This window comes from Streptomyces sp. GMY02, assembly GCF_019056675.1.
GTDB classification, from domain to species: domain Bacteria; phylum Actinomycetota; class Actinomycetes; order Streptomycetales; family Streptomycetaceae; genus Streptomyces; species Streptomyces odonnellii.
Genome location: NZ_CP077658.1, coordinates 6089142 through 6113526, shown reverse-complemented (window position 1 = coordinate 6113526; position 24385 = coordinate 6089142). Strand labels below are relative to the sequence as shown.

General features: G+C 69.0%; 23 protein-coding genes. 10 read left to right on the top strand and 13 right to left on the bottom strand.

Annotated elements, in window-relative coordinates:
• Positions 1–32 precede the first annotated feature (32 nt).
• On the top strand, positions 33–1850 hold the full coding sequence (locus KQY30_RS26065) for a lysyl oxidase family protein (protein ID WP_217308925.1): 1818 nt from the start codon (positions 33–35) through the stop codon (positions 1848–1850).
• Positions 1851–1976: 126 nt separating this feature from the next.
• On the opposite strand, the gene KQY30_RS26060 is transcribed toward KQY30_RS26065, so the two are convergent.
• Together KQY30_RS26060 and KQY30_RS26055 are read right to left on the bottom strand one after the other, a co-directional pair.
• Positions 1977–2423: an SRPBCC family protein gene (locus KQY30_RS26060; RefSeq protein ID WP_217308924.1), complete on the bottom strand. Its 447-nt coding sequence runs from the start codon at positions 2421–2423 to the stop codon at positions 1977–1979.
• Between the two features lie 197 nt (positions 2424–2620).
• Positions 2621–3379 (bottom strand): DeoR/GlpR family DNA-binding transcription regulator, encoded by a 759-nt coding sequence (locus KQY30_RS26055; RefSeq protein ID WP_217308923.1) that lies wholly within the window; start codon positions 3377–3379, stop codon positions 2621–2623.
• A gap of 178 nt (positions 3380–3557) precedes the next feature.
• On the opposite strand from KQY30_RS26055, the gene KQY30_RS26050 reads away from it, so the two are divergent.
• From KQY30_RS26050 to KQY30_RS26040, 3 genes are all read left to right on the top strand, one after another.
• Entirely contained in the window at positions 3558–4754 is a 1197-nt protein-coding gene (locus KQY30_RS26050; protein WP_217311329.1) for an MFS transporter, read from the top strand.
• Positions 4755–4761: 7 nt separating this feature from the next.
• Entirely contained in the window at positions 4762–5322 is a 561-nt protein-coding gene (locus tag KQY30_RS26045) for a precorrin-3B C(17)-methyltransferase (RefSeq protein WP_217308922.1), read from the top strand.
• A 257-nt stretch (positions 5323–5579) separates the two neighbouring features.
• Complete coding sequence (locus KQY30_RS26040) at positions 5580–6722, top strand: Cmx/CmrA family chloramphenicol efflux MFS transporter (RefSeq protein ID WP_217311328.1); 1143 nt, start codon at positions 5580–5582, stop codon at positions 6720–6722.
• 79 nt (positions 6723–6801) lie between these two features.
• On the opposite strand, the gene KQY30_RS26035 is transcribed toward KQY30_RS26040, so the two are convergent.
• A complete protein-coding gene (locus tag KQY30_RS26035; RefSeq protein ID WP_217308921.1) occupies positions 6802–7452 on the bottom strand; it encodes a dihydrofolate reductase family protein in 651 nt (216 codons plus the stop codon).
• A 294-nt stretch (positions 7453–7746) separates the two neighbouring features.
• On the opposite strand from KQY30_RS26035, the gene merB reads away from it, so the two are divergent.
• The gene (gene merB / locus KQY30_RS26030; protein ID WP_217308920.1) at positions 7747–8448 is read left to right on the top strand and encodes an organomercurial lyase; all 702 of its coding nucleotides are present in this window, start codon (positions 7747–7749) and stop codon (positions 8446–8448) included.
• Between the two features lie 418 nt (positions 8449–8866).
• Here the strand turns inward: merB and KQY30_RS26025 are convergent, their stop codons facing one another.
• Positions 8867–9859, bottom strand: a complete 993-nt coding sequence (locus KQY30_RS26025; RefSeq protein WP_217308919.1) for a GlxA family transcriptional regulator — start codon at positions 9857–9859, stop codon at positions 8867–8869.
• Positions 9860–9911: 52 nt separating this feature from the next.
• Here KQY30_RS26025 and KQY30_RS26020 point away from each other — a divergent pair, with 52 nt between their 5' ends.
• Both KQY30_RS26020 and KQY30_RS26015 read left to right on the top strand, forming a co-directional pair.
• Complete coding sequence (locus tag KQY30_RS26020; RefSeq protein WP_217308918.1) at positions 9912–10307, top strand: cupin domain-containing protein; 396 nt, start codon at positions 9912–9914, stop codon at positions 10305–10307.
• Positions 10308–10671: 364 nt separating this feature from the next.
• The gene (locus KQY30_RS26015) at positions 10672–11781 is read left to right on the top strand and encodes an IS630 family transposase (RefSeq protein WP_217308917.1); all 1110 of its coding nucleotides are present in this window, start codon (positions 10672–10674) and stop codon (positions 11779–11781) included.
• 791 nt (positions 11782–12572) lie between these two features.
• Here KQY30_RS26015 and KQY30_RS37205 read toward each other — a convergent pair.
• Complete coding sequence (locus KQY30_RS37205) at positions 12573–12704, bottom strand: hypothetical protein (RefSeq protein WP_302185341.1); 132 nt, start codon at positions 12702–12704, stop codon at positions 12573–12575.
• Between the two features lie 138 nt (positions 12705–12842).
• Here KQY30_RS37205 and KQY30_RS26010 point away from each other — a divergent pair, with 138 nt between their 5' ends.
• From KQY30_RS26010 to KQY30_RS26000, 3 genes are all read left to right on the top strand, one after another.
• Positions 12843–13130 (top strand): DUF1360 domain-containing protein, encoded by a 288-nt coding sequence (locus KQY30_RS26010; protein ID WP_254407331.1) that lies wholly within the window; start codon positions 12843–12845, stop codon positions 13128–13130.
• Between the two features lie 34 nt (positions 13131–13164).
• The gene (locus KQY30_RS26005) at positions 13165–13317 is read left to right on the top strand and encodes a hypothetical protein (protein ID WP_217308916.1); all 153 of its coding nucleotides are present in this window, start codon (positions 13165–13167) and stop codon (positions 13315–13317) included.
• 326 nt (positions 13318–13643) lie between these two features.
• Positions 13644–19148 carry an Ig-like domain-containing protein gene (locus tag KQY30_RS26000; RefSeq protein ID WP_217308915.1) on the top strand — a complete coding sequence of 1835 codons (5505 nt, stop codon included), beginning with the start codon at positions 13644–13646 and terminating at the stop codon, positions 19146–19148.
• Positions 19149–19612: 464 nt separating this feature from the next.
• Here the strand turns inward: KQY30_RS26000 and KQY30_RS25995 are convergent, their stop codons facing one another.
• From KQY30_RS25995 to KQY30_RS25960, 8 genes are all read right to left on the bottom strand, one after another.
• On the bottom strand, positions 19613–20686 hold the full coding sequence (locus KQY30_RS25995) for a site-specific integrase (protein ID WP_217308914.1): 1074 nt from the start codon (positions 20684–20686) through the stop codon (positions 19613–19615).
• Positions 20687–20899: 213 nt separating this feature from the next.
• Entirely contained in the window at positions 20900–21070 is a 171-nt protein-coding gene (locus KQY30_RS25990) for a helix-turn-helix domain-containing protein (protein ID WP_254407330.1), read from the bottom strand.
• The gene (locus KQY30_RS25985) at positions 21064–21360 is read right to left on the bottom strand and encodes a hypothetical protein (protein ID WP_217308913.1); all 297 of its coding nucleotides are present in this window, start codon (positions 21358–21360) and stop codon (positions 21064–21066) included. Before KQY30_RS25985 ends, KQY30_RS25990 begins: the two co-directional genes overlap by 7 nt.
• Positions 21360–21596, bottom strand: a complete 237-nt coding sequence (locus KQY30_RS25980; RefSeq protein ID WP_217308912.1) for a hypothetical protein — start codon at positions 21594–21596, stop codon at positions 21360–21362. Before KQY30_RS25980 ends, KQY30_RS25985 begins: the two co-directional genes overlap by 1 nt.
• A 14-nt stretch (positions 21597–21610) precedes the next feature.
• Entirely contained in the window at positions 21611–22039 is a 429-nt protein-coding gene (locus KQY30_RS25975; RefSeq protein WP_217308911.1) for a hypothetical protein, read from the bottom strand.
• Positions 22036–22503 (bottom strand): hypothetical protein, encoded by a 468-nt coding sequence (locus KQY30_RS25970; RefSeq protein ID WP_217308910.1) that lies wholly within the window; start codon positions 22501–22503, stop codon positions 22036–22038. Before KQY30_RS25970 ends, KQY30_RS25975 begins: the two co-directional genes overlap by 4 nt.
• Before the next feature lie 57 nt (positions 22504–22560).
• Positions 22561–23124 carry a hypothetical protein gene (locus tag KQY30_RS25965; RefSeq protein WP_217308909.1) on the bottom strand — a complete coding sequence of 188 codons (564 nt, stop codon included), beginning with the start codon at positions 23122–23124 and terminating at the stop codon, positions 22561–22563.
• A gap of 365 nt (positions 23125–23489) precedes the next feature.
• A complete protein-coding gene (locus tag KQY30_RS25960) occupies positions 23490–24374 on the bottom strand; it encodes a hypothetical protein (protein ID WP_217308908.1) in 885 nt (294 codons plus the stop codon).
• Between the last annotated feature and the right edge of the window lie 11 nt (positions 24375–24385).

The following is a 24385-nucleotide window of genomic DNA, read 5'->3' as shown; positions in this document are numbered from 1 at the left end:
ACTGCGAGTGACCTGTGAGAGAAGAGGAACCGATGCGCAGACACCTCCAGCAACACGGCCGCGGCCGTACCCGCCGTTCGGTGATGGCCGCCGCGGCGGCGCTCTCCGTGGTGGCCGGTGTGGCCGGGGCGGCACCCGTCGCCGGAGCGGCGACCCCGGCCGGTCCGCGGCTGAGCCTGATCGCCGCGTCCGGCTCGGTGACGATCGACCGCTGGGAGGGCGAACCGGGGGTCTATCTGGACCTCGGCACGTATGTGACGGCGGACGGCGCGCCCCTGGAGTTCCGGGTGACGCGCACGTCGTACAAGGACCCGGTGGTCGCGGAGCAGATCATCCGCGAGGGGAAGAAGACGAAGGTCAGGGCCCTGCCCGAGGGGCTGGTGAAGGACTTCGGCGGACTGCCGGACTTCCTGCGGGTGACGCTGACGGACACGGCGGGTACGAAGGTCCTGGACCGTACGGAGACGTTCTGCCCGAACAACGCGTCGGGCCGCGTCCGGCCCGACGCCCCGGCCACTTCGAAGTATCCCGAGAGCTGCCCGACGAACCCGTTCACCCTGGGGTCGGTGTGGGGCATCGAGAACGGCTGGGCCACCAACACGAACCTGGGCTACTACGCGGAACCGGTCGATGTGCCGGCGGGCGAGTACACGGCGCGGGTGGAGGTGACGAAGCCGTACCGCGATCTGTTCGGCATGCCGGAGGAGCAACGGACGCTCAAGCTGACTGTGCGGGAACGCAGTTGGGACGAGAGCGGCGGCGGACGGGGAATCGCGGGGACGGGGACGGCCGGGGCCACCGGGAGCGCCGGGGCTGGTGGGACCGCTGGGGCTGCTGGGGCCGCCGCTACGAGGACGGACCACGGCGCGCACTCCGCTCACTCCACGCATTCCGCGCACTCGGGTGCCGCTCTGCCCGGGTTCATGGTGAACGCGAAGGGCCACGCCTACCACGAGGGCCGCGGTGCCGACGCCCCGGCGCCGCCCGCGCACCCGCACGCGCTTGCCGCGGGGCCGGCCGGACCCGCCGGGCCAGACGCGGCAGGCAGGGCGGTCGCTCCGGGTGACGGGCCCGGTCGTACCGACGGTTCCCGGATCGCGCCCGCGCTCGCCGCGAACGCCAAGCGTCCGACCGGCCGCGCCTCCGTCCCCGACGTGCCCAAGCCCGACCTGCGCGCCCTGCCCGCCTGGGACATCTCCGTCACGGACGGCGAGGACGGCGACATCCCCGGCAAGGACTACCTGGCCTTCAGCGCCAACGTGTGGAACGCCGGTCCGGCACCCCTCGTGGTGGACGGATTCCGTACCCCCGGCAAGGACCTGATGGACGCGTACCAGTACTTCTACGACGCGAAGGGCACCCAGGTCGGCTACTCCCCCGCCGGCACCATGGAGTGGGACGCCCGCGTGGGCCACGAGCACTGGCACTTCACCGACTTCGCCAGCTACCGCCTGCTCCGCGCCGACCAGAAGGAGATCGTGCGCAGCGAGAAGGAGGCGTTCTGCCTGGCCAACACCGACGCGATCGACTACACGGTGAAGAACGCCAACTGGCACCCGAACAACACCGATCTGTCCACCGCGTGCGGCACCGAGAGCGCCATCTCCGTGCGCGAGGTGCTGGACGTCGGCTCCGGTGACACGTACACGCAGTACCGCCCGGGCCAGTCCTTCGACATCACGGACCTGCCGAACGGCACGTACTACATCGAGGTCATCGCCAACCCGGAGAACCGGCTGTACGAGACGTCGCTGACGAACAATGTCGCGCTGCGCGAGGTCGTGCTGTCGGGCACGCCGGGCGCCCGCGAGGTGACGGTACCGCCGCACGACCTGATCGACGCGCCGTAACCCGTGACCGGTGAAACGTAACCGCTGACCCGTAAGACCATGACCGGGGCCCGGTCCGCCGTCCGCGCATGCACACGGCCGGAGGGCCGGACCCCGGGGTGGACCGGGGCCCGGCGGGCAGCGGGGTTACGACGCCTCGGCGGCCTTCTTGATCCGCGCCGCGAACGCGGGCGCGTCCTTCCGCGCCGCGCTCAGCGCGACACCGACCAGCAGCTTGCCGATCCCGTGCCCCTCAAGGGCGTTGAAGATCCGTACGCGCGTCTTGCCCGCGCCGGTGCTCTCCAGGTCGTAACCGCCGTCCGCCGAGGTGACGAGGTTCTTGGACGTCTCCGTCCAGCGGATCTTCGTGGGCGACTCAAGCTCGGTGATCCGGATCTCCCGCTTGGTCGTCATCCCGGCGTCCTTGACCGTGCTGCGGAAGACGGTCCCGACGGCCGTGGGCCCGTCCGGGGTCTTCTGGATCGCCTGTACGCGGGGGCTGAACTTCGGGTCGTTCGTACCGTCGGCGAGAAAGGCGAACACCTCCTCGATGGGACGGTCGATCTCCGTGGTCGCCTCGAACTGTCCAGTCATGGTCGCTCCTCGCGCAATCGGCCGACGTGACATGGGGTACGCGGAACCTGCCCGTCGTACGCGAGGGCCGCCGCCGGTACCGGGCCGCCGTCGCGCACCCATTGTCATGGCTCGGCAGCCCCTCCCACCACTGGAGGATCACCCTTTTCACACCCGCCACACGGCCGGACCGGCCGTACGGTCAGACCGTCGCGCGCTCAGACTCGCCGTACGGTCACACCCGCCGCGGCCATCGCGCCCGTCTCCTCGTACGGCGCCTCCTCGTCCGTCACGACGGCGTGCAGCGCGGAGACCGGTGCGACGAAGGCGAGCGCGGTACGGGAGAACTTCGCGGCGTCCGCCACCGCTATGACCCGGCGGGCGGAGGCGATCGCGGCGCGTTTGACCGCGGCGTCGGACAGGTCGTACGCGGTCAGACCGTCCGCGGCGGTGAGTCCGCAGCAGCCGATGACGGCGGTGTCGAAGCGCAGCGCGGCGAGTGACGCCTCGGTCAGGGGGCCGGTCAGGGCGAGTTCGCCCGTACGGGGCTCCCCGCCGGGCAGCAGCAGTTTCAGGCGGGGGGCACCGGTCAGCGCGTTGGCGGCGTGCAGGGAGAGCGGCATGACGGTCAGCCTGCGGTGCTCCAGCGCGCGGGCCACTTCCAGGCAGGTGGTGCCGCTGTCGACGACGACCGACTCGCCGTCGGCGATGAGCTCGGCGACGGCGACGGCGATGCGCCGCTTCGCCTCCGTCCCCTCCTGCGCCCGGAGCGCGAAGGGCGGCTCCTCGCCGCGCAGCAGCAGGCTTCTGGCGCCGCCGCGGTAGCGCTCCAGGACGCCCTGGTCGCTGAGGACTTCGAGATCGCGGCGGACCGTCATCTCCGAGGCGCCGGTCAGCTCGGCCAGCTCGGCAACGCTGGCCTGGCCGCCGGCGCGTACGGCATCGGTGATCTGCCTCAGTCGGTCTGTGCTTGCCATTCCGCCATTGAACACAATGGATGTGCGATAGGCAATCTTACGAACAGCGAGTTTGTTTGTTATGTTCGCCGGCATGGAGAGAACCGGCGTGACGGAGACTGGCGTGACTGAGGCCGGTATGGCGGAAACAGGCGTGACGGAAACGGGCGTGACGGAGTCCGGCACGCGGAAGACCGGCGTGGAGAGATCGCTGCGGGCCGCCCGGCTGGCCACCTTCGGCTTCTTCACCCTCAACGGCTTTGTGCTCGGCATGTGGGTGGTCCACATCCCGGTCGTGGAACACCGGGCGGGGGTCAGCCACGCCGTGCTCGGCTGGCTCCTGCTGCTGCTCGGCGCGGGCGCCTTCGCGGGCATGCAGCTCGTCGGACCGCTCACCGACCGCTACGGCGCGCGGAAGGCCGTACCGGTGAGCGCGGCGCTGTGCGGGGCGGCGCTGGCCCTGCCGGGACTGGCCACGAACGTCTGGACGCTGGGCGCGGCCCTGCTGGTGCTCGGCTTCGGCAACGGCTGCCTGGACGTCAGCATGAACACCCATGCCGTCCAGGTCGAACGCGGCTACGGACGCCCTGTCATGTCCGCCTTCCACGCCTTCTTCTCGGTCGGCGGAGTCCTGGCGGCGCTGGTCGGCGCCCGCACACTGAGCTGGCACTGGAGCGCACCTGTGACGCTGGCGGCGGTGAGCGTGTTCGCGCTGGTGGTGACGGCTTTGGCGACGCCGCTGCTGCTGCGGCCGCCGGCGGAGAAGAAGCGCGGCCGGCGATCACACGAGGAGGCGCGGCACGCCACGGAACAGGCCGACACGGCGCCGCGCAAAACGCCGCCCCATATCTGGGCCCTCGCCGCACTCGCCCTGATGCTCATGCTCTGCGAAGGCGTCGCCAACGACTGGAGTGTGCTGGCCCTGCAGGACGTCCTCGACGCCCCGGCCGCCACGGCGGCCTTCGCGTACGGCGCGTTCTCGACGGCCATGACGGTCGGCCGCCTGCTCACGGACCGGGTGGCGGCACGCTTCGGCCCGGTGGCCGTCGTCCAGTACGGCGCGGCCCTGGGCGCCATCGGCCTCACCGCAGTCGCGCTCTCCCCGTGGATCCCCCTGGCCCTGGTCGGCTGGGCGGTCTTCGGGATCGGCCTCTCGGGCTGTGTGCCCCAGCTCTTCAGCGCGGCGGGCCACGCCGACCAGGAGAGCGCGGGCACGAACGTCTCCCGCGTGGCGGGCCTCGGCTATCTCGGCATGCTCGCCGGCCCGGCGATCATCGGCCCACTCACCCACTTCATCCCACTGAACCTCACCTTCTTCCTCCCGGTGACCTTCTGCGTAATAGCGGCCTGCACAGCGACACGCATCCTCCCGCGATGGTCCGGCCGGGTGACATGATCGGACCATGGCATGGACACCTCCCCGGCTCGCCTCCACCCTTCCCCTGGCCCTGCTCCTGCTCGCCGTTGTGGCGACGGGGTGCGCCGATCCGGCGTCCGACCCCCGCGCGAACGGACCGGAATCGAGGAACGCGCCGGGTGAGCCGAAGGGCTACTGCCCGCTTCCCGAAGAGCAGCGGGCGACGCCGTCCCCCTGCATCACGTTCGACTGGGACGCGCGGGTGGCGGAGAACCACGCGTACCGCGAGCCGATGCAGATCACCGAAGAGCAGAAGAAGCAGGCCACACCTCGGGCGGAGGCGCTGGCCACGGCCTTGCGGAAGCTCGCGGAAACCGGGACCACGGAAGACGGTCTCCGTGCCGCAGCCGCCGACGCGCTCGGGCTGCGGCCCGTGGAGATCGAGACACGCGGGGACACATTCGCTCCGCTCCGCGACGTACTGGTCGGCGGGGGCGAGGGCAAGGTCTGCGTCAACGGCAGGGTCGACAGTACGGGCCAGGCCGAAGCGGAGGTCGTCGGCCGCACGAACGACGGGACCTGTCTGCCGGGCCTGGGCGGACACTGACGGACCGCGGGCGGACGCGACGTAACGCCACGGGCGACGAACGGGTCCCGGGAATGTAACGCCCTACTGCGATGTTGACGCATGTCATGCCGGACTCCGCCGACACCGACGCCCGCACCCACGCCGCAAGCCACGACGCCGAGCCCGGCACGAGCACCAGCACCAGCACCAGCACCAGCACCAGCACCAGCACCAGCACCGACAAACTTGCCCGCGAACTTCCCGGCGCCGGTGCGGGCGCGCGTGCTCGTACGTCCATGCCGCTCGCCGTCTACGTCCTCGGTCTCGCCGTCTTCGCCCTCGGTACGAGCGAGTTCATGCTGTCCGGCCTGCTGCCGCCGCTCGCCGACGACTTGGACGTCTCCATTCCCACCGCCGGCCTCCTCATATCCGCCTTCGCGATCGGCATGGTGGTCGGCGCCCCGCTGCTCGCCGTCGCCACCCTGCGGCTGCCCCGCCGTGCCACGCTCATCGCCCTGATCTCCGTCTTCGGCCTCGGCCAGATCATGGGCGCGCTCGCCCCGACGTACGAGGTGCTCTTCGTGTCCCGGGTGATCAGCGCCTTGGCCTGCGCCGGATTCTGGGCCGTCGGCGCGGCCGTCGCCATCGCGATGGTGCCGCTCCACGCGCGCGCCCGCGCCATGGCCGTGATGATCGGCGGGCTGTCCATCGCGAACGTACTCGGCGTACCGGCCGGCGCGTTCCTCGGCGAACACCTCGGCTGGCGCTCGGCGTTCTGGGCCGTCGGCGCGGCCTCCGCGGTCGCGCTGGCCGGTGTGGTGACGCTCATCCCGCGTATCCCGGCACCGCCCGAGAAGCCGCGGGTCAAGCGGGAGCTGACCATCTACCGCGACCGTCAGATCTGGCTCTCCATCGCCGTCACCGCGCTCTCCGGGGGCGCTGTCTTCTGCGCGTTCTCGTATCTCGCCCCGCTGCTCACGGACGTGGCCGGGCTGGACAGCGGCTGGGTGCCGAGCGTGCTCGGACTGTTCGGCGTCGGCGCGCTGGTGGGCGCGGCGCTGGGCGGCCGGTACGCGGACGCCCATCTCTTCGGCGTCACGCTCAGCGGCATCACCGCGTCGACGGTACTGCTCGTCCTGTTGGCGCTCACCGCGTCGAATCCGTACGCCGTGGTCACGCTAACGTTCCTGCTCGGTGTCTCGGCGTTCTACACGGCCCCGGCGCTGAACGCCCGTATGTTCAACATCGCCGCCGCGGCCCCCACCCTCGCCGCGGCCACCACCACGGCCGCCTTCAACCTCGGCAATACGGCCGGCCCTTGGCTGGGCGGAGTGGTCATCGACGCGGACTTCGGCTTCGCGTCAACGGCCTGGGCGGGCGCGGCCATGGCGGTGGTGGCGATCGGGCTGACGACGGCATCGCTGCGCACACCCGGGTAGGACTGTCCGCCTGCGAGGGACGGACAGCCGACCCGGGTCGGCGCGGCGGGCCGGTTGCTTCCGCCGGAAAGCGGGCCGGTTACTTCCGCCAGAACAGGTGGTGCGTGACGCCGCTCCGGCTGGGCACGACGTCCATGTGGAACCGGTCGAGCAGTTCCTCGGGCGATTCCCAGAGCCGTACTCCGGACCCGAGCTTCAGCGGCGAGACCGCCACATGCATCGTGTCCACGAGGTCGGCGTCAAGGAACTGCCGGATGGTGGAGGCCCCGCCGCCGAGCCTGACGTCCTTGCCCTGCGCCGCCTCGCGCGCCTGCTCAAGGATCGTGGCCGGGTCTCCTTCGACGAAGTGGAACGTGGTGTCGGAGAGCGTGAACGACGGACGCGGGTGGTGGGTCATGACGAACACCGGCGTACGGAACGGCGGCCTGTCCCCCCACCAGCCACGCCACTCGTCGTCCTGCCAGGGCCCGCGCTGGGGCCCGAACTTGTTGCGGCCCATGATCTCGGCACCGATATTGCGCTCGTAGTCCCGCGTGAGGTAGTCGTCAAGGCCCCGGCTGCCGCCGGGATCGGTACGCATGGGCCAGCTCGCGGTGGCCCCGCACCACGCGAACAGCCTGTCGTGCCGCTCGAACCCGAACGGCCTCTCCAGGGTCTGGTCCTCCGCGGGCCCGGCACCGATGCCGTCACTGGAGACGTTGAAGTTCTGAACTCTCAGTAGCTGCGCCATGCGCTCCTCCTGTGCTGTCAACAACAAATAGTGAGACTGTCCGAGCCGCACAAACTCATCGCTGAATCCGCGACCAGTCAAGAATCGGCCCGCGCCGACACACGGGAGCCGACACACGAGAGCAGGGCGGCCGAGAGCATACCTGCCAGGACAGCCCTTCCCCCTGAGCCTTCTCCGCCGCGGGTCGTGCGGGGGCCGTAGCGCGCTCGCCCGCCCGGCCGTGGTGCGGCTCGTACTCTGCGTACACTCACCAGGACGTACCGGAGGCCAGGACGTACCGGAGGTGCGGAGAAGATGAGCGGTTCCGTCGACCCGTCACAGGCAGCCCGTACGGAATCGGTCCGGCTCGCGGTCTACTCGCACTTCGCCCGCACCGGCGAAGCCCCCACCCCGCAGGACCTGGCCCACGGCATCGGTGTCACGGCGGACGAGGCACGCTATGCGCTGGAAGTCCTGCACGCGCGCCATGATGTGGTGCTCGACAGCCGCGACCGGGACCGGATCGTGATGGCCCACCCGTTCGCCTCGATCCCCCTCGGCTTCTCCGTCATGGGCGCGAGGACGCTGTGGTGGGGCGGCTGCGCCTGGGACTCCTTCGCCGTCCCCCACCTCGTGGCCACGGAGCCGGACGTCCTGGTCGCCACACGCTGCCCGGCGTGCGACACCCCGCACGCGTGGGTCGTGGGCCGGGAAGCTCCGCCGGAGGGCGAACAGGTGGCCCACTTCCTCGTCCCCGCTCGCCGTATCTGGGACGACGTCGTCCACACCTGCGCCAACCAGCGTCTGTTCTGCTCGGTCGACTGCGTCGACGCCTGGCTGCACACCACGGGACAGGAACGCGGCTACGTCATGGATCTGCCCACACTGTGGCGGCTGGCCCGTGGCTGGTACGCGGGCCGCATGGAGCGGGGATACATCCGCCGCGACCCCGTGTCCGCCGCGTCTTACTTCGCCGAGGTCGGACTGCACGGAGCCTTCTGGGGACTCCCCGACTGAACCGCGACAACGGGGCTGCGCGAGCAGTGGTCTTCGTGGTGGGCACGTCCGAGTACCAAATCGCCGGCCTGCTTCCCCAGGTGGCCCGGGACTTGAACGTGTCGGTGGGTGCGGCCGCCAGACGGTCACCGCGTACGGTCTCGGTGTGGTCCTCGGCGGGCCAACGATCACCCTGCTCACCGCACGCCTGCCAAAGGGAACTTGCCGCATATCCATACGGGGCGTCGTATCTACATGCACGACAGTCGACGCATCGCGGCAGCTCACGAAGGCGCGCAGGCGAGAAAGGCATGAGACGCGGACGGCCGTGCCCACTCCCGCCGCAGCCATGTGTCGCACCGATCGACAGGCCTCGTCAAACGGTGGCAGCGCTATCGACGGCACATCTCGGTGGTCCGCCGGACAAGGACGCCCGCCATCAATTCGTCTCCGGGCCGAACCGACGTTTGTACGCCGACGGGGTGATGCCCGTCTCGCGGCGCATCAGCGTGCGCAAATTGGCAGCGGTGCCAAGCCCGCTGCGCCGCGCGACCGTCTCGAAGCGGGACTCACCTCGCTCGATCAACCGGCATGCCAGAGCGAGTCGCTCCCCCGTGAGCCACGCCAAGGGCGTCGTTCCCAGTTCTGCCCGGAAGCGACGATGCAGCGTCGCCGGACTGACCGCCGCGCGCGCCGCGAGATCGGAGACCGTCAGCGGTGAGTCCAACCGTTCCTGGGCCCAAGCCAGGACAGGCGCCAGGGACTCGTCAGGCAGGTCGGGCATGGGGCGCTCCACAAACTGCCGCTGCCCGCCGTCCCGGTGCGCCGCGAAGACCAGTCGCCGGCTCACAGAGTTGGCGACCTCCGCGCCGTAGTCGCGGCGGACCACATGCAGCCCGAGATCGAGCGCGGCCGCGCTCCCCGCAGCGGTGAGGATGTCACCGTCGTCCACGAACAGCACGTCTGATTCGAGGTGGACGGACGGGAAGCGGGCCCGGAAGGAATCCGCCCACTGCCAGTGCGCGGTGGCCCGGCGCCCGTCGAGGACTCCGGCCTCGGCCAGCGTGAAGGCGCCGCTGCAGAAGCCGACCAGGCGCGCACCGCGCGCGTGCGCCCGTCGCACAGCATCGAGCACGGCGGGGCGGCGGGGCACCTCGATGTCCGGGCGGTTGGGGACGATCAAGGTGTCCGCCGCGTCGGCCGCTTCCAGATCGGCGACTCCCGTGAGCGTGAAGAATCCGTCCCTCATCAGGGTGCGGGGCGCAGGGGAGCAGAGCCTGAAGTCATAGAGATCACGGCCGATCTCCGGTCTGCGCAGACCGAAGACCTCGGTTGCACAGCCGAGTTCGAAGGGGTTCGAGTTCTCGTCCACGATCACGACAACCCGGTGTACGCCCCCGGCGTGAGCCTCGTGCGAGGATTCTTTCGCCATATGCGATTTCTAGCACTCACGCCAGCCATGCGAAACGGCTCAGGATGAGCCCATGAGCAATGAACCCATCCGCCTCAGCAAGGCTCTGGCCTCGTTCGATGCCTTGTGGAGCCCGCGTGTCGTCACGCGCGTCAACGACTATGACGTCCGCATCGCCAAGGTCGAGGGCGAACACATCTGGCACGTCCACGACGACACCGACGAGTTCTTCCTCGTACTCGACGGAGAGCTGCACATCTCCTTGCGCGAGCCCGCTGGAGAGCGCACGGTCCTGCTCCCGCAGGGGGCGGTCTTCACCGTCCCCCGAGGCACGGAGCACAAGCCGTACGCTCCGTCGGGTGCCGCAATCCTCATGTTCGAACCCGCCGGCACACCGACCGTGGGCGATCGCCACGACGAGATCCCGGACCACGTGGACGCAACGACCGGGCACGCACTCAACACCTGAGCCCACGGCCTGGAATGGGCTCAAGCGTGCGGCCGCAGCCAGCAGGCCGCAGCACAGGGAAGAACCAGCGGACGCAACGCGGCCCCAACCAGGTCGTTCTCCCCGGTCAGGGCCCCAGTGGCAGACGAGTCGGGCTATACGCCGGGGACTGTCAGGACCTCACCGCAACTGGCCTGACCTGCGGTGACGCCACATCAGACGACTGCGATGCACAGCGCGTGCACAACCGCGCCCGCTGGCGTAGGTCACAGCCGCACGCCCCGCGCCTGAATCATCCGACGCGTACAGCATCACCGCTACGCCACTCCCCCGCTCGGCCCTCGGCACTAGTGTTCTGAGTCTTAAATTTCCGTAGGGTTGGGTCATGGTGCGTCCGGGACCGAAGCTTGTGCCGTTGGATCTGACTGATGCTGAGCGGTCGGTGTTGGAGGGTTGGGTTCGGCGGCGTAAGTCCGCGCAGGACATGGCGATGCGGGCTCGTGTGGTCCTGGCCTGTGACGAGGTCGGGGAGGACGGTTTCCCTGTGTCGACGCGTGTGGTGATGGAGCGGGTCGGGGTGTCGCGTGACACCGTGTCGAAGTGGCGTCGGCGGTTCCTCGCGGACCGTCTGGACGGGCTGTCGGACGAGCCCCGTCCGGGCCGGCCCCGCACGGTGGGGGATGAGCAGGTCGCCGATCTGATCGCGCGGACTCTGGAGTCGGGGCCGGAGGATGCCACGCACTGGTCGACGCGGTCGATGGCGAAGAGGACGGGACTCTCCCAGTCGACCGTTTCGCGGGTCTGGCGGGCGTTCGGGCTGCAGCCGCACCGCTCCGAGACGTTCAAGCTGTCCGCGGACCCGTTCTTCGTCGACAAGGTCCACGACGTGGTGGGACTGTATCTCGACCCGCCGGAGCGGGCGCTGGTGCTGTGTGTGGACGAGAAGTCGCAGATCCAGGCACTGGACCGGTCTCAGCCGGTGCTGCCGATGATGCCCGGGGTGCCGGAGCGGGCGACCCACGACTATGTCCGCGCCGGCACCACCACCCTGTTCGCCGCGTTCGACGCGGCCACCGGCAAGGTGATCGGTTCGCTCCACCGCAGGCACCGGGCCGAGGAGTTCAAGAAGTTCCTGGGCAAACTCGACAGAGAGGTCCCTGCCGGGCTCCAGGTCCACCTGATCTGCGACAACTACGCGACCCACAAGACCGCGGCAGTCAAGAAGTGGCTGCTGGCCCATCCCCGGTTCCACATGCACTTCACGCCCACCAGCTCGTCCTGGCTGAACCTCGTCGAGCGATGGTTCGCCGAGCTGACGAACAAGCGGATACGGCGAGGCGTCCACAAGTCGGTCCAGGCACTGGAGAAGGACATCCGCACCTGGATCGACTCATGGAACGAGGACCCCAAGCCGTTCATCTGGACCAGGACCGCCGACCAGATCCTCGAATCCCTCGCCTCATACTGCCGACGAATTAGCGACTCAGGACACTAGGCCCTGTCCGGCGGATCTTCGTGGATCAGCCCGGGGCGGCTGGTGGAGGGGGTCCCTCCCGTGCCTTTCGGGCTACGGGGGAGGATCGCAAGGCGGAGGATCGTCCTCGTACTGGACGTACTTGGACGACTCCGACAACGCAGCGAGGTGCCGTGCCAGGCGTTCCGGGCCCGCGAAGATCCGCCGGACAGGGCCTGGGGCGGCCTTCGGCAGACCGGCTGGTACGGAGATTCCGTACAGTTCGTGGCGCAGGTCCCGAAACGTTGCTTTGGCCGGGACCCCGGTCCCTCGTGCCCGGGGCCCGTCCCTTGGCCAGATCGAATTCACGGCACAGAGTGTTCTCCCGCACCGGAGTCCAGTACCGCGTCACAGTGACAAAGCCGCTGTACACCGCAGGGGTTGGTGGCAGCCCACGCCGCTCCCGCTTCCGGAGCGCCGCGCACGACAGCGGAGCCCGGCACCGCGCCAAGTGCGCCCAGTACTCGTCCAGCGGAAACTCCGCCACCGCAAGCGGCGCACGACTGGCGTCGGTCTTCAGCGGCGCAGCACTTCCGCGCCGACGTTGCTCCTCGACCAACTGCTTCCCCGGAACGGCCTCCATGTCCGCACGGCGCACCCCAGCGGCTTCCATGGAGCGCAGTCCCTGGAGAGCGCCGAACCAGACCATCAGTCGGTATCGGGGGACGATCTCTTCGGGCACGTCGTCCTCCGGGTTACGCCAGCGGGCAGCACCCTCGACGTAGATCTCGCGGCGACGGACCGCGTCCCGCAGCGCGACCAGGACGCACAGCTCAAGGGATGCGCTCGACCTTGCCCTTGTCGTCGACGACCGCCTCGCGCCAGTCCTTGCGCACCACGCCGTCCATCGGCGCGGCGTCCGTGGTGTCGTAGAAGCGGACCTTGGCCTCGAAGACGGCGATCACGCGCGTCCGGGCCCGCGGCCCGGAGGAGTGCGCCCCATAAGCACCACAACAGCACTTGTTTTCCTTGCGTATTCCTGTCATGGAAATGCTTGCGCAAGGGCCTACCGCACGAATATGGCTCGTCTTACGATGAATTGCATGGACCCGGTGGTGTTTCTTTTGTCTCTCGGTGCAATTTGTCGTATCACCAGATTCATAACCAAGGACGTACTGGCTGCCGGGTTGCGCACGTGGGTGGCCGATCGCTTCGGGGACGAATCCGGTCCCGCCTATCTGGTCACCTGCGGTTGGTGCACAGGGATCTGGGTCGCCGCATCGGTCGTACCGCTTGCCTTCCTGGTCGGCGACACCACCGTCTTCCAGGCGGTCGCCATGGTCCTGACGCTGTCCTACCTGGTGGGCCTGGCGTCCGCCTGGCTCGACTGAAGGAAGTACGACGGAGTACGGAGGAGGAGTTCCCATGGGATGCAATTGCGGTGCACGTGCCAGCGGACGAGCGACCATCTACCGGCTGGTCCTGCCGAACGGAGTCATGCGCGACTACCCCACCCGCCAGGAGGCCGAGGCCGCGCGGCGGCGCGGCGGCGGCACCGTCATCGTCGTCAACCAGTAGTCGCCGTACCGCCGGTGCGCTTTCCGTGAACGGGGTGGACGGCCTTTGGGTATTTCCGCGCGGGTGGGTACCGGAGAATATCTGAATTACGCCCCCGCCCTCCCCCGGAAGCTCCGCCATACGGGTGAAATTGCGTGCACCCGTATGGCGGATGAACGGGACCAGGGCGCCTACTGGGAAGCGCTGGAGAGTGAATCCCCGACGCCCGTGTGGCCGGGTGAGTAATGCACCGGCACAGCTTCTCTCGTTGCGGCGTGCCATTTCCGCTGTCACCCGGAGGGCGTCGGGTCGCTCTGGCCTCGTACACTCCCAAAGGAGGCTGCACCATGGCCAGTTCCATCACCACGCTGACATCGTCTCCCAATCCCTCGGTCTGCGGGGAGTCGGTCACCTTTACCGTCCAGGTCTCCCCGGTACCGCCGGAGACCGCCACCCCGACCGGCACCGTGAGCGTCATCATCAGCGACGACGGGCCCACGCTAGTCGGCACCCTGGACGTCTCCGGCCAGACCCAGGTCACCATCGACGACCTGAGCGTCGGCACCCATCAGGCGATCGCCGCCTACAGCGGCGACGGCACCTTCGACCCGTCGTCGTCCGGCCTCGTGAACCAGGTCGTCAATGCCGCGGACACCACCACCGTCGTGACGGCCAGCCCGAACCCCTCGGTCTGCGGCGAGACCGTCACCCTCTGCGCGACCGTCACCATCGACCCGCCCGGCATGGGCACCCCGACCGGCACCGTCACCTTCACCGGTCCCGGCGGGCTGAACCAGACCGCCGTGCTCGACGGCAGCGGCAACGCCTGCGTGACGACGGCGGTGCTGATCACCGGCACCGTCATGGCCACCTACAACGGTGACGACTGCGCCGCGAGCTCCACGGGCAGCGTCGACGTCACGGTCAACCAGGCGGACACGACGACGGTGGTGACGGCCAGCCCTGACCCGTCGGTCTGTGGCCAGCCAGTCACCCTTTGCGCGACGGTCACCATCGAGCCGCCCGGCGTCGGCGTCCCCACGGGCACGGTGACCTTCACCGGTCCCGGCGGCTTCAGCCAGACCGCCGTGCTGGACCCCGCCGGCCAGGTCTGCGTGACGACCGGCTCGCTGGCCACCGGCACGGTGACCGCCGCCTACAACGGCGACTCCTGTGCCGCGCCGTCCACCGGCACGGTCGACGTGACGGTGAACGAGGCACTGACGAACATCGACGTCACGGTCACCCCCGACCCGTCCGTGTGCAGACAGAGCGTCACCATCTGTGCGACGGTCACCGCCCAGCCACCGGGTTCGGGCACACCGACGGGCACGGTGACCTTCACGGCAGACGGCGGTCTCAACCAGACCGTCCCCCTCGACGCCGGTGGCCAGGCCTGTGTCACCACCACCACGCTGGTCACGGGAGAGGTCTCCGCCGTCTACAACGGCGAGGACCCGTGCTTCGCGGGCTCCGCCGAAGCGGTCGCGGTCACGGTCGACCAGGCCGCGACCACCACCTTGGTCACCGCCGTCCCCGATCCGTCGGTCTGCGGCGAGTCGGTGACGGTCTGTGCGACGGTCACCATCGACCCGCCCGGCTCGGGTACGCCGACGGGGACCGTGACCTTCACCGGTCCCGGCGGGCTGAACCAGACGGTCGCCCTGGACGCCACCGGCGAGGCATGCGTCACGACCAGCGCGCTGGCCACCGGCACGATCACGGCCACCTACAACGGCGACAGCTGCGCACTGAGTTCGACCGGCAGCACGGACGTGACAGTCAACCCGGCAGACACCACGACCACCCTCACCGTCACCCCGGACCCGTCTGTGTGCGGCCAGTTGGTGACGTTCTGCGCGACGGTCACCACCGACGCCCCCGGTTCCGGCGTTCCGACGGGCACGGTGACGTTCACGGCTCCGGGCGGTTTCAGCCAGACCGCCGTGCTGGACCCCACCGGACAGGCCTGCGTGACCACCACCACGCCGGCCACCGGGACGGTCACGGCCGTCTACAACGGTGCGGCGTGCTTCAACCCGTCCACCGGCACGGCAGGTGTGACGGTGAACGAGGCGTCGACGACCACGGTGGTCACCGCCACCCCGAACCCGTCCGTCTGCGGCCAGACGGTGAGCCTGTGCGCCACGGTGACGACCGACCCGCCAGGTTCGGGCACCCCGACCGGCACCGTCACCTTCACCGGGCCCGGCGGGCTCAACCAGACGGTGGCTCTGAACGCCGCCGGCCAGGCCTGCCTCACGACGACCTCCCTGTCCACCGGCACGGTCACCGCCACGTACAACGGCGACGGACCCTGCTTCGCCGGCTCGTCCGGCACCATCGCCGTCACGATCGGCCCCGCCGACACCACCACCACGGTGACGGCAGTGCCCGACCCCTCGGTCTGCGGTGAGCTGGTGACGGTGTGCGCGAGCGTCACCATCAACCCGCCCGGCTCGGGTACGCCGACAGGGACCGTGACCTTCACCGGCCCGGGCGGGCTGAACCAGACAGTCACCCTGGACGCCACGGGCGAGGCATGCCTGACCACCACCTCGCTGGAGACCGGCACGATCACGGCCACCTACAACGGCAGCTCCTGCGCCAACCCGTCCACCGGCACCGTCGACGTCACGGTCAACCAGGCCGCGACCACCACGACCGTGACCGCGACCCCCGACCCGTCGGTGTGCGGCCAGACGGTCACATTCTGCGCGAGCGTCACCATCGACCCGCCCGGCTCGGGTACGCCCACGGGGACCGTGACCTTCACCGGCCCGGGCGGGCTGAACCAGACTGTGCCGTTGAACGCCGCCGGCGAGGCCTGCTTCACCGCCCCCGCCACGCTCTCCGGCACCGTCACGGCCACCTACAGCGGTGACGACTGCGCCGCGCCCTCCACCGGCACGGTCGACGTCACGGTGAACGAGGCGTCGACGACCACGGTGGTCACCGCGACCCCCGACCCGTCGGTGTGCGGGCAGACGGTGACGCTGTGCGCGACGGTGACCACCAACGCGCCGGGCTCGGGAACACCCACCGGCACGGTGACGTTCACCGGCCCCGGCGGCCTCAACCAGACGGTCACCCTGGACGCCACCGGCGAGGCATGCCTGACCACCAGCACCCTGGCCTCGGGCACCGTCACCGCCGTCTACAACGGCGAGGGCCCGTGCTTCGCCGCGTCCAGCGACACCGTCACGGTCACGGTCAACCCGGCCTCGACCAGCACCGCGGTCTCGCTCACGCCGAACCCGTCCGTCTGCGGACAGACGGTGACAGTGTGCGCGACGGTGACGACGAACGCGCCCGGCTCGGGCACACCCACAGGGACAGTGACCTTCACCGGCCCGGGCGGACTGAACCAGACAGTGCCGCTGAACGCCAGCGGTCAGGCCTGCATCACCACCACGTCGCTGGCCACCGGCACGGTCACCGCCACGTACAACGGCGCAGCCTGCTTCACCGCGTCCACCGGCACCGCCACCGCCACGGTCAACCCGGCCTCGACCAGCACCGCGGTCTCGCTCACGCCGAACCCGTCCGTCTGCGGACAGACGGTGACAGTGTGCGCGACGGTGACGACGAACGCGCCCGGCTCGGGCACACCCACAGGGACAGTGACATTCACCGGACCCGGCGGCCTCAACCAGACAGTGCCACTGAACGCAAGTGGCCAGGCCTGCATCACCACCACGTCGCTGGCCACCGGCACGGTCACCGCCACGTACAACGGCGCAGCCTGCTTCACCGCGTCCACCGGCACCGCCACCGCCACGGTCAACCCGGCGACGACCACCACGACGGTGACGGCGACGCCGAACCCGTCCGTCTGCGGCCAGTCGGTGACGGTCTGCGCGACGGTGACGACGAACGCGCCCGGCTCGGGCACACCCACCGGCACGGTGACGTTCACAGGCCCCGGCGGCCTGAACGTGACGGTGCCGCTGAACGCCAGCGGCCAGGCATGCCTGAGCAGTACGTCCCTGGTCTCCGGCACGATCACCGCCACGTACAACGGCGAGGGCCCCTGCTTCGCGGCATCCTCAGGCTCCGTCGCCCTCGTCGTCAATCCGGCCGCCACCACCACGACCGTGACGGCCACGCCGAACCCATCCGTCTGCGGCCAGTCGGTCACGCTCTGCGCGACCGTCACCGCCAACACGCCGGGCTCCGGCACGCCGACCGGCTCCGTCACCTTCACCGCACCCGGTGGGCTGAACGTGACGGTGCCGCTGAACGCCGCCGGCCAGGCGTGCTTCTCCAGCACCTCGCTGATCACCGGCACCGTCACCGCCGTCTACAACGGCAGCAGTTGCTTCCTGCCGTCCACCGGCGCCGCCTCCCTCACGGTCAATCCGGCCGCCAGCACCACGACGGTGACTGCGACACCGGCGACATCGGTGTGCGGCCAGTCCGTCACACTCTGCGCGACGGTCACCATCACCCCACCGGGTTCGGGCACGCCCACCGGTACGGTGACGTTCACGGGCCCGGGCGGGCTCAACCAGACAGTGCCGCTGAACGCGAGTGGTCAGGCCTGCATCACCACCACCTCCCTGTCCACCGGCACGATTACCGCCACGTACAACGGCTCCAGCTGTGCAGGCGGCTCCAGCGGCTCCGTCGCCGTCACCGTGAACGAGGCGGCGACCACCACGACCGTGACCGCGACCCCCGGCACGTCCGTCTGCGGTCAGTCGGTGACGGTCTGCGCCAACGTCACCACCAACGCGCCCGGTTCGGGCACGCCCACCGGCACGGTGACATTCACCGGCCCCGGCGGACTGAACCAGACGGTGCCGCTGAACGCGAGTGGTCAGGCCTGCATCACCACCACCTCCCTGTCCACCGGCACGATCACCGCCACGTACAACGGTGAGGGCCCCTGCTTCGCCGGCTCGTCCGGCACCGTCGCCGTCACGGTCAACCCCGCCGCCACCACCACCGCGGTCTCACTCACGCCGAACCCATCTGTGTGCGGGCAGTCGGTGACGGTGTGCGCGACGGTGACCACCAACGCGCCCGGTTCGGGTACGCCGACAGGGACGGTGACGTTCACCGGCCCGGGCGGGCTCAACCAGACGGTCGCCGTCAACGCCGCCGGCCAAGCCTGCTTCAGCTCCACCAGCCTGTCCTCCGGCACCATCACCGCCCACTACAACGGCGCCCCGTGCTTCACCGGCTCCACCGGCACGGCCACCGCCACGGTCAACCCGGCGACGACCACCACGACGGTGACGGCGACGCCGAACCCGTCCGTCTGCGGGCAGACGGTGACAGTGTGCGCGACGGTGACCACCAACGCGCCCGGCTCGGGCACACCCACCGGCACAGTGACATTCACCGGCCCCGGCGGACTGAACGCGACGGTCGCCCTCAACGCCGCCGGCCAAGCCTGCTTCAGCTCCACCAGCCTGTCCTCCGGCACCATCACCGCCCACTACAACGGCGCCCCGTGCTTCGGGGCGTCAACGGGCTCCGTGGTCATCAACGCGACGAGCGTGGCCACCACTCTCACGGCCGCACCCCGGCAGGTCCGGCTGCGGCTCAATGGCACCTTCGTCATCCAGACCATGAACGCGACGCTGAGGAACGCCGCGACCAACGCACCGATCCCCGGCATGACGGTGACCTTCACCGCCAACGCGGTGACCGGGCCGATCCTGATCGGCACGGCCGTCACCGACGCCAGCGGTGTGGCGACCCTCGCCCCGCCCAACGTCACCGTTCCCAGCACCATCGTGACGGCGGCCAGCTACACGGCGTCGTTCGCCGCAGCGGGCTGCTTCGCAGGGTCCTCGGTCACGGCGGGCCTGACCTTCGTCCCGCTCCCGCCGGTCCCGTAACCCACCCAGCGGCACAGACCGCGTCGGGACGCACGCTGCGGCCCGACGCGGGCGTGCAGCCGCCGAACAGGTCGGGCACCTGACCATGGGGTCAGGTGCCCGACCTGGCGAAGGAGCTGGGCGAGGCCGGGTCTCCCTGGCCATCTACGCCAACCAGTTCACCCGGGCCGCGTTCGCGGCGATGACGGCCGCTGCCGCGCACTTCACCGCGACCGGATCGTCCAGCGCGCCCAACGGCCCGCCGCCGGCCGACGTCGTCAAGGCATCCAGCGGGAAGCACCACCGGACGCAATGTGGCCCCGCCCAGGTCATTGTTCCTGGTCAGAGCCACGATGGCAGACGAGTCGGGCTGTACGCCGGGAACTGTCCGCTTGGGGGTTCTCACCTGCGGAAACGTGGTTCGGGAACTGCCGATCGCCACGTCATCGCCACACCCCGGCGGAGGTGACTGCTCGCCGCCACTCCTACGCGGCGGCCTCCCCATCCTCGAACACCTCGGCTGGGATCTCAACATCCTCAGTCTCTTCAAAGAACACCGTCTCCAGAGCCTTCCGGTCCCGCGCCGCCGCGCCCTTCACCTGGTGGCGGTACACCTCCCGAAGCTCCTCCGGGGAGGCATGCCCCATGTAGAGCTGGACGGTCGACTCGGCGACGCCTTGATCCAATGCGTGTGACGCAAAAGAATGACGGAGGTCGTGAAATCGAAAGTCGCCGGGAAGCCCGGCGACAGCCAGGGCCCGCTTGAAGGTCTTATAAAAGGCACCCCTGCGGATGACGTTACCTCTGGAGGAGCGGAAGAGGATCTCACGGCCTTCCATATCGACCAACACCGACTGGGTGTCGAGGTGATCCAACAGGGCTCGGTGAGCGAATGCCGGGAGAGGCACCTCACGGCCGTGCGAGGTCTTCGTCTTGTTGTAGTCGACGAGCATCACCTTCTTGTGCTTCATGACGATTACCTGCCGCTTGACGGTCAACGTCCCGGCCTCGAAGTCGACGGCATCCCGACATAGGCCGAAGGCTTCACCCGACCGGAGTCCGCAGCCGACACCCAGCATGATCAGTGCCCTGCTGTGCTCGGGCATGGCTTGGTAGAGCGCCCAGACCTGCTCGCGCGTGGCAGGGACGATCCTTTTCCGCAAGATTTCCGGAAGCACGATGTCCACGCAGGGAGTGAAGGGGATAATCCTCTTCCGCACCGCGCTGTTGATGCAGGCACGGAAGGTCTTGTAGATCAGATGGACGGTTCGGGCGGACAGCCCCTTCGGCATAAGGTCATGGTCGACCCACTTTTGAATTTCCAGCGGATCAATGCGGTGAAGCAGCGTGCCGCCGAACCTTGGCTGTATGTGCTTTCGCATGTTCATCTCGTAGGACTCCTGCGTGCCGGGCCGCCGTCCAGGGCGACCGAGCCACTCCTCCGAGTAGGTCAAGAACGTCGTTCGAAGATGCTTGGGCCTTACCGCGACGCCCTTGTCCTTGGCATCGAGTACCTTCCTCTCGTACGCCTGGGCATCTCCCTTCTTCTCAAACGTCATGTCGGCCGGGTCACCGTTGGCGTCTCGGACTCGTGCCGTCCATCCATGCGTGCAGTTCAACCGCTCGCAATCGCAGCGCCTCAAGCAGATGCACTTCGCCGGATTCTTGTGTCTGCACTTCTCAGCGCAGAGGCAGGCACATTTGCAGCGCTTGCTTACGGACATGTCTCTCCCTTCGCTTTGGGTGGTGGGGGTAGGCGGATGCCGGGGCCGTCAGGTGGCTTGCCGGTCGATCCACTTCTCAAGGTCAGCGGGGCGGCACCGAAGCTGGTTGCCGATGCGGCGGAACGGGATCTCGGCACGCCGCCAGTTGCCGTAGACCCAGCTACGGGGCTTACCGAGGTAGGCGGCCACCTCGTCGAGCGTCAGCATCTTGGTCAGCACTCGGGCCGCCCCCGCTCACGCAGTTCGGCCGCGGTGAGGTCATGGACCGCTCGCCACGCCAAGTCCGCCGAGTCGAGCGCCCTCCTCCGGTCCGTCCGAAGGGCTCGAATGGCGGCCGGCACGAGTAGGGGGTCCTCAACGCCAAGGAGCTTCGCGACTCGACCGAGCAACTCCGCCGGATCTTCCGCCGGAGACTGCTGGACGTGGCGCGAGTACACCCGGCATTCCTGACCGGACACTCCGAGCACCCAGCCCCATCCGTTCTTGAGGGCCTTCTCGCTGTACTCCATCAGGCGGCGGCTCCGAAATGAGCAGCGCGGGACTGGGAGGTCAGGTGGTACATGCCATAGTCGCACTCGTAGAAGCGGTTCTCGCGAAGCAGCCCGCGCCGCGTCCCCTTGCGATCTCCCGCGCGGTGGCGCTTGGCCTGAGCCTTGCCCAATGCCTTGGCGGCCAGCCGCTCATCCTCGTAGCCTCGTTTGGCTCCGCATTCACACGTTCTGAACTCGACTGTGGTGATGGACATACGCTTCTCCTTGCTCACTTCCTGAACTTGTCGCATGGGCAGGTGGGTATCTGGCAGGCGCCTCGGGCAGCGCTGGCGGCGGAGTGGGTGAAGGGTGCGTGGGCGCAATCGGGATGCTGGCAGTACCCCTTCCAGCCCTTCTTGCCGTCCACGTTGGCGAGCATCACGCCGGGGGCGTAGAGCTTGACCAGGCGGCCGGTGCCGCCGATGGAGAGCTTCGAGGCGAAGGCGCGGGCCTCGGATTCGTTTCCGAACGGGGCCCAGTTGAGGCCCCGGCTTCCGTCGTTCCAGGTGTGGACAAGGGCCACCCAGTCGCGCATCTGGAGAATCTCGCCGATCTCCTTGATGAGGGCCTTGGCCATCTGGTCGGCGCTGTCGAAGCCGGGGTCTTCGAGCAGCGCCTTGACCGCCTCGACCTCTTCCTTGCGGGGGGTGATCCTCACGCGCCACCAGAGGGGTCGAGGAGCTTCTCCAAGCGGCTCACGACGGTGCTGAGCATCTCGGAGTCCTGCTCGGGGTGAGCGTCGTACCGGAGCCCGTCCCATTCGCGGAAGTTGCCGCTGGGTACGTCTCCGTCCTCGTCGCGAAGCTCGTCGAGTTCGGCCTCCTGCTCGTCCCACAGCTTCCGGACTGCCGCGAGGATGCCGCGGATCTCTGACTTGAGAATGTGGGTCGTCTGCGGGCCCGCGAGGTCGGCGACGAGTTCAGCGGTCGCGGCGGTCGGGTTGACGACGTGGACGGGAAAGCGGAACCAGTCCGGGTCCAAAGCCCAGCCGAAGCCGACGACCTTCCAGCCGCCGTCTCGGGTCTTGGTTCCGCTGTCGCCGTCCGCGTCCTGGACCTCCGTGCCGGCAGGGAGTTCATCGAGCACGGCGGGGCTGCCGATAAGGGTGGTGGTTGCGTTCATGGGGTGTACCCTCCTTCAGAATGCCACACTATCTCAATGATGCCGGTTGAACAACTCTTACATTGACTTCGCGATCGAACGGATGCTGGCGCCGAGCTGGTCGATAGTGCCGACGTTGAACACCGTGGCGTCGAACTCCCACCCACCGAGGGCGTTCTCGCTGATGTGCTCGGCCTCGTCGATCAGGGCCTGGCTCGGCCTGACGATCTTGACCACCAGGCCGCCACGGGCCTTGATCTCCTCGGCCTCATTGCGGAACCGCACGTCAGTGATGACGGTCGGACTCGCCCAGCTCCCGTAGCCCTTGAAGAGCGTGTCGACCCAGATCCGCTCGTCGATTACCTGTCGTCCGGCCTCGGTGCCGAGCCGTTGGAGGTATCCACGGACCTCGGGGAACTCACTCTTCACGTAGTCCCAGCCGTGATTGTCGACCTCCCAGGCGACGGTGGTCGTGCCAGCCTCACTCAGAGGGTCGATCAGCACTGGGTTGAGGCGGTACAGCACCTCTCGAACGGGGTTGGCGAACGCCCGGCGCTGCCAGCCCCAGTCCGCGAGGGAGGAGGCCGCGGTGTCCTTGCCGGAGCGGGCCGCGCCCGCCAGTCCGAGCAGCGGGATCTTCATGATTTGGGTTCCTTATCCTTCGAGGCTGTCAACGAGCCGGTACAGGCCGGGGGCATGAACGGAGCCTTCACAGACGTCGCAGTCGCAGTCGTGCAGGCAGATCGAGCAGCCGAGTTCGTCGCAGTACGGGTCAGGCCCGTGCCACTGGTGAATTGGGTCGGGGTCCGGGCAGCCCCAGCTTTCGCAGCTCCGGTCCTTGGACCAGGTGGGGTACCGGATGTGTTCGCGGCGGCCTAGAAGTCCGTGCACTAGGGGCTCGCCGGGACACGGGAAGATCGACGCGCGGGCAGATTCATGGTCGGTGAAGGCGGCCCGGCAGCGCAGACACTGAAGACGCTGCTCGGGCCGCTTCCGCAGGTGGTGTTTCACGCGGCTGCCGGGAGGCGGTCGAACACTCCGTCCGCGTACAGCGTCACCGAGTTGGAGCGGGCAGGCGTGGCGTCCGGCTCATCGGAGATGTGTAGGCGCCACTTCTGGACGCGCTTGCCCCAGTCCTGGACCGTCACCAGCTCGGGGGCCGCGAGCAGCCGCCCGACGCGGGTCACGGTGTGCCCTCGGGTGTCGTTGCCGGTGGCCGTCACCCGCTCCCCGGCCGCGAGGGTGGCGATGTCGATCCGCCGGGGTTCGGGAGCGGCCGGCCGGAGCGCCTCGGCCAACGCGTCGAAGTTCGCCAGAAGGGCGAGCTGCTGGCGGAGCCTTTCGATACCGTCCTCCAGCTCGGCGACCTTCTTCTCCACCTCCTTCATGGCCAAGGTGGTCTCTTGGCGCCGCGAGGGGAGGCGGTAGCGGGCGTACGCGGTGGCGTGCTCCCAGACCAGACGGGCGTCGGTGATGTGAACTTCGAGGACGGCGCGCAGTGCGGCGTGCGTCCGAGCACTTGCCGCATCGGAGATCTCCTCGGTCCTGTAGTTCGCCAGAGCGCGGCGGAACCGGAATCGGCTCGCGTCGTCGGGCTCGGCGACGCTGAGCATCCGCATGTCGTCGATGTCGACGCCGTTGACGGTGAAGTGGGCCGGGGTCTTCTCGTACTTGCCTCCGGCGACCAACACCTCGAAGAAGGTGGGCAGCAGCTCGAACTCTCGGTGGTACTGCGGCCGAATGTGGACGAGGCCGGTGACGCGGCGGCCCGCAACCTCGTACGAGGCGGTCCAGTCCTTCTTGGCGGGGTCAACCTGGGCGTCGGGGACGCGGCTCACGTGCATGGTGCCGTACTCGGTCTCGATCCGGGTGGCCGGCGGATTCGTCGTCATCTTGCTCTCCT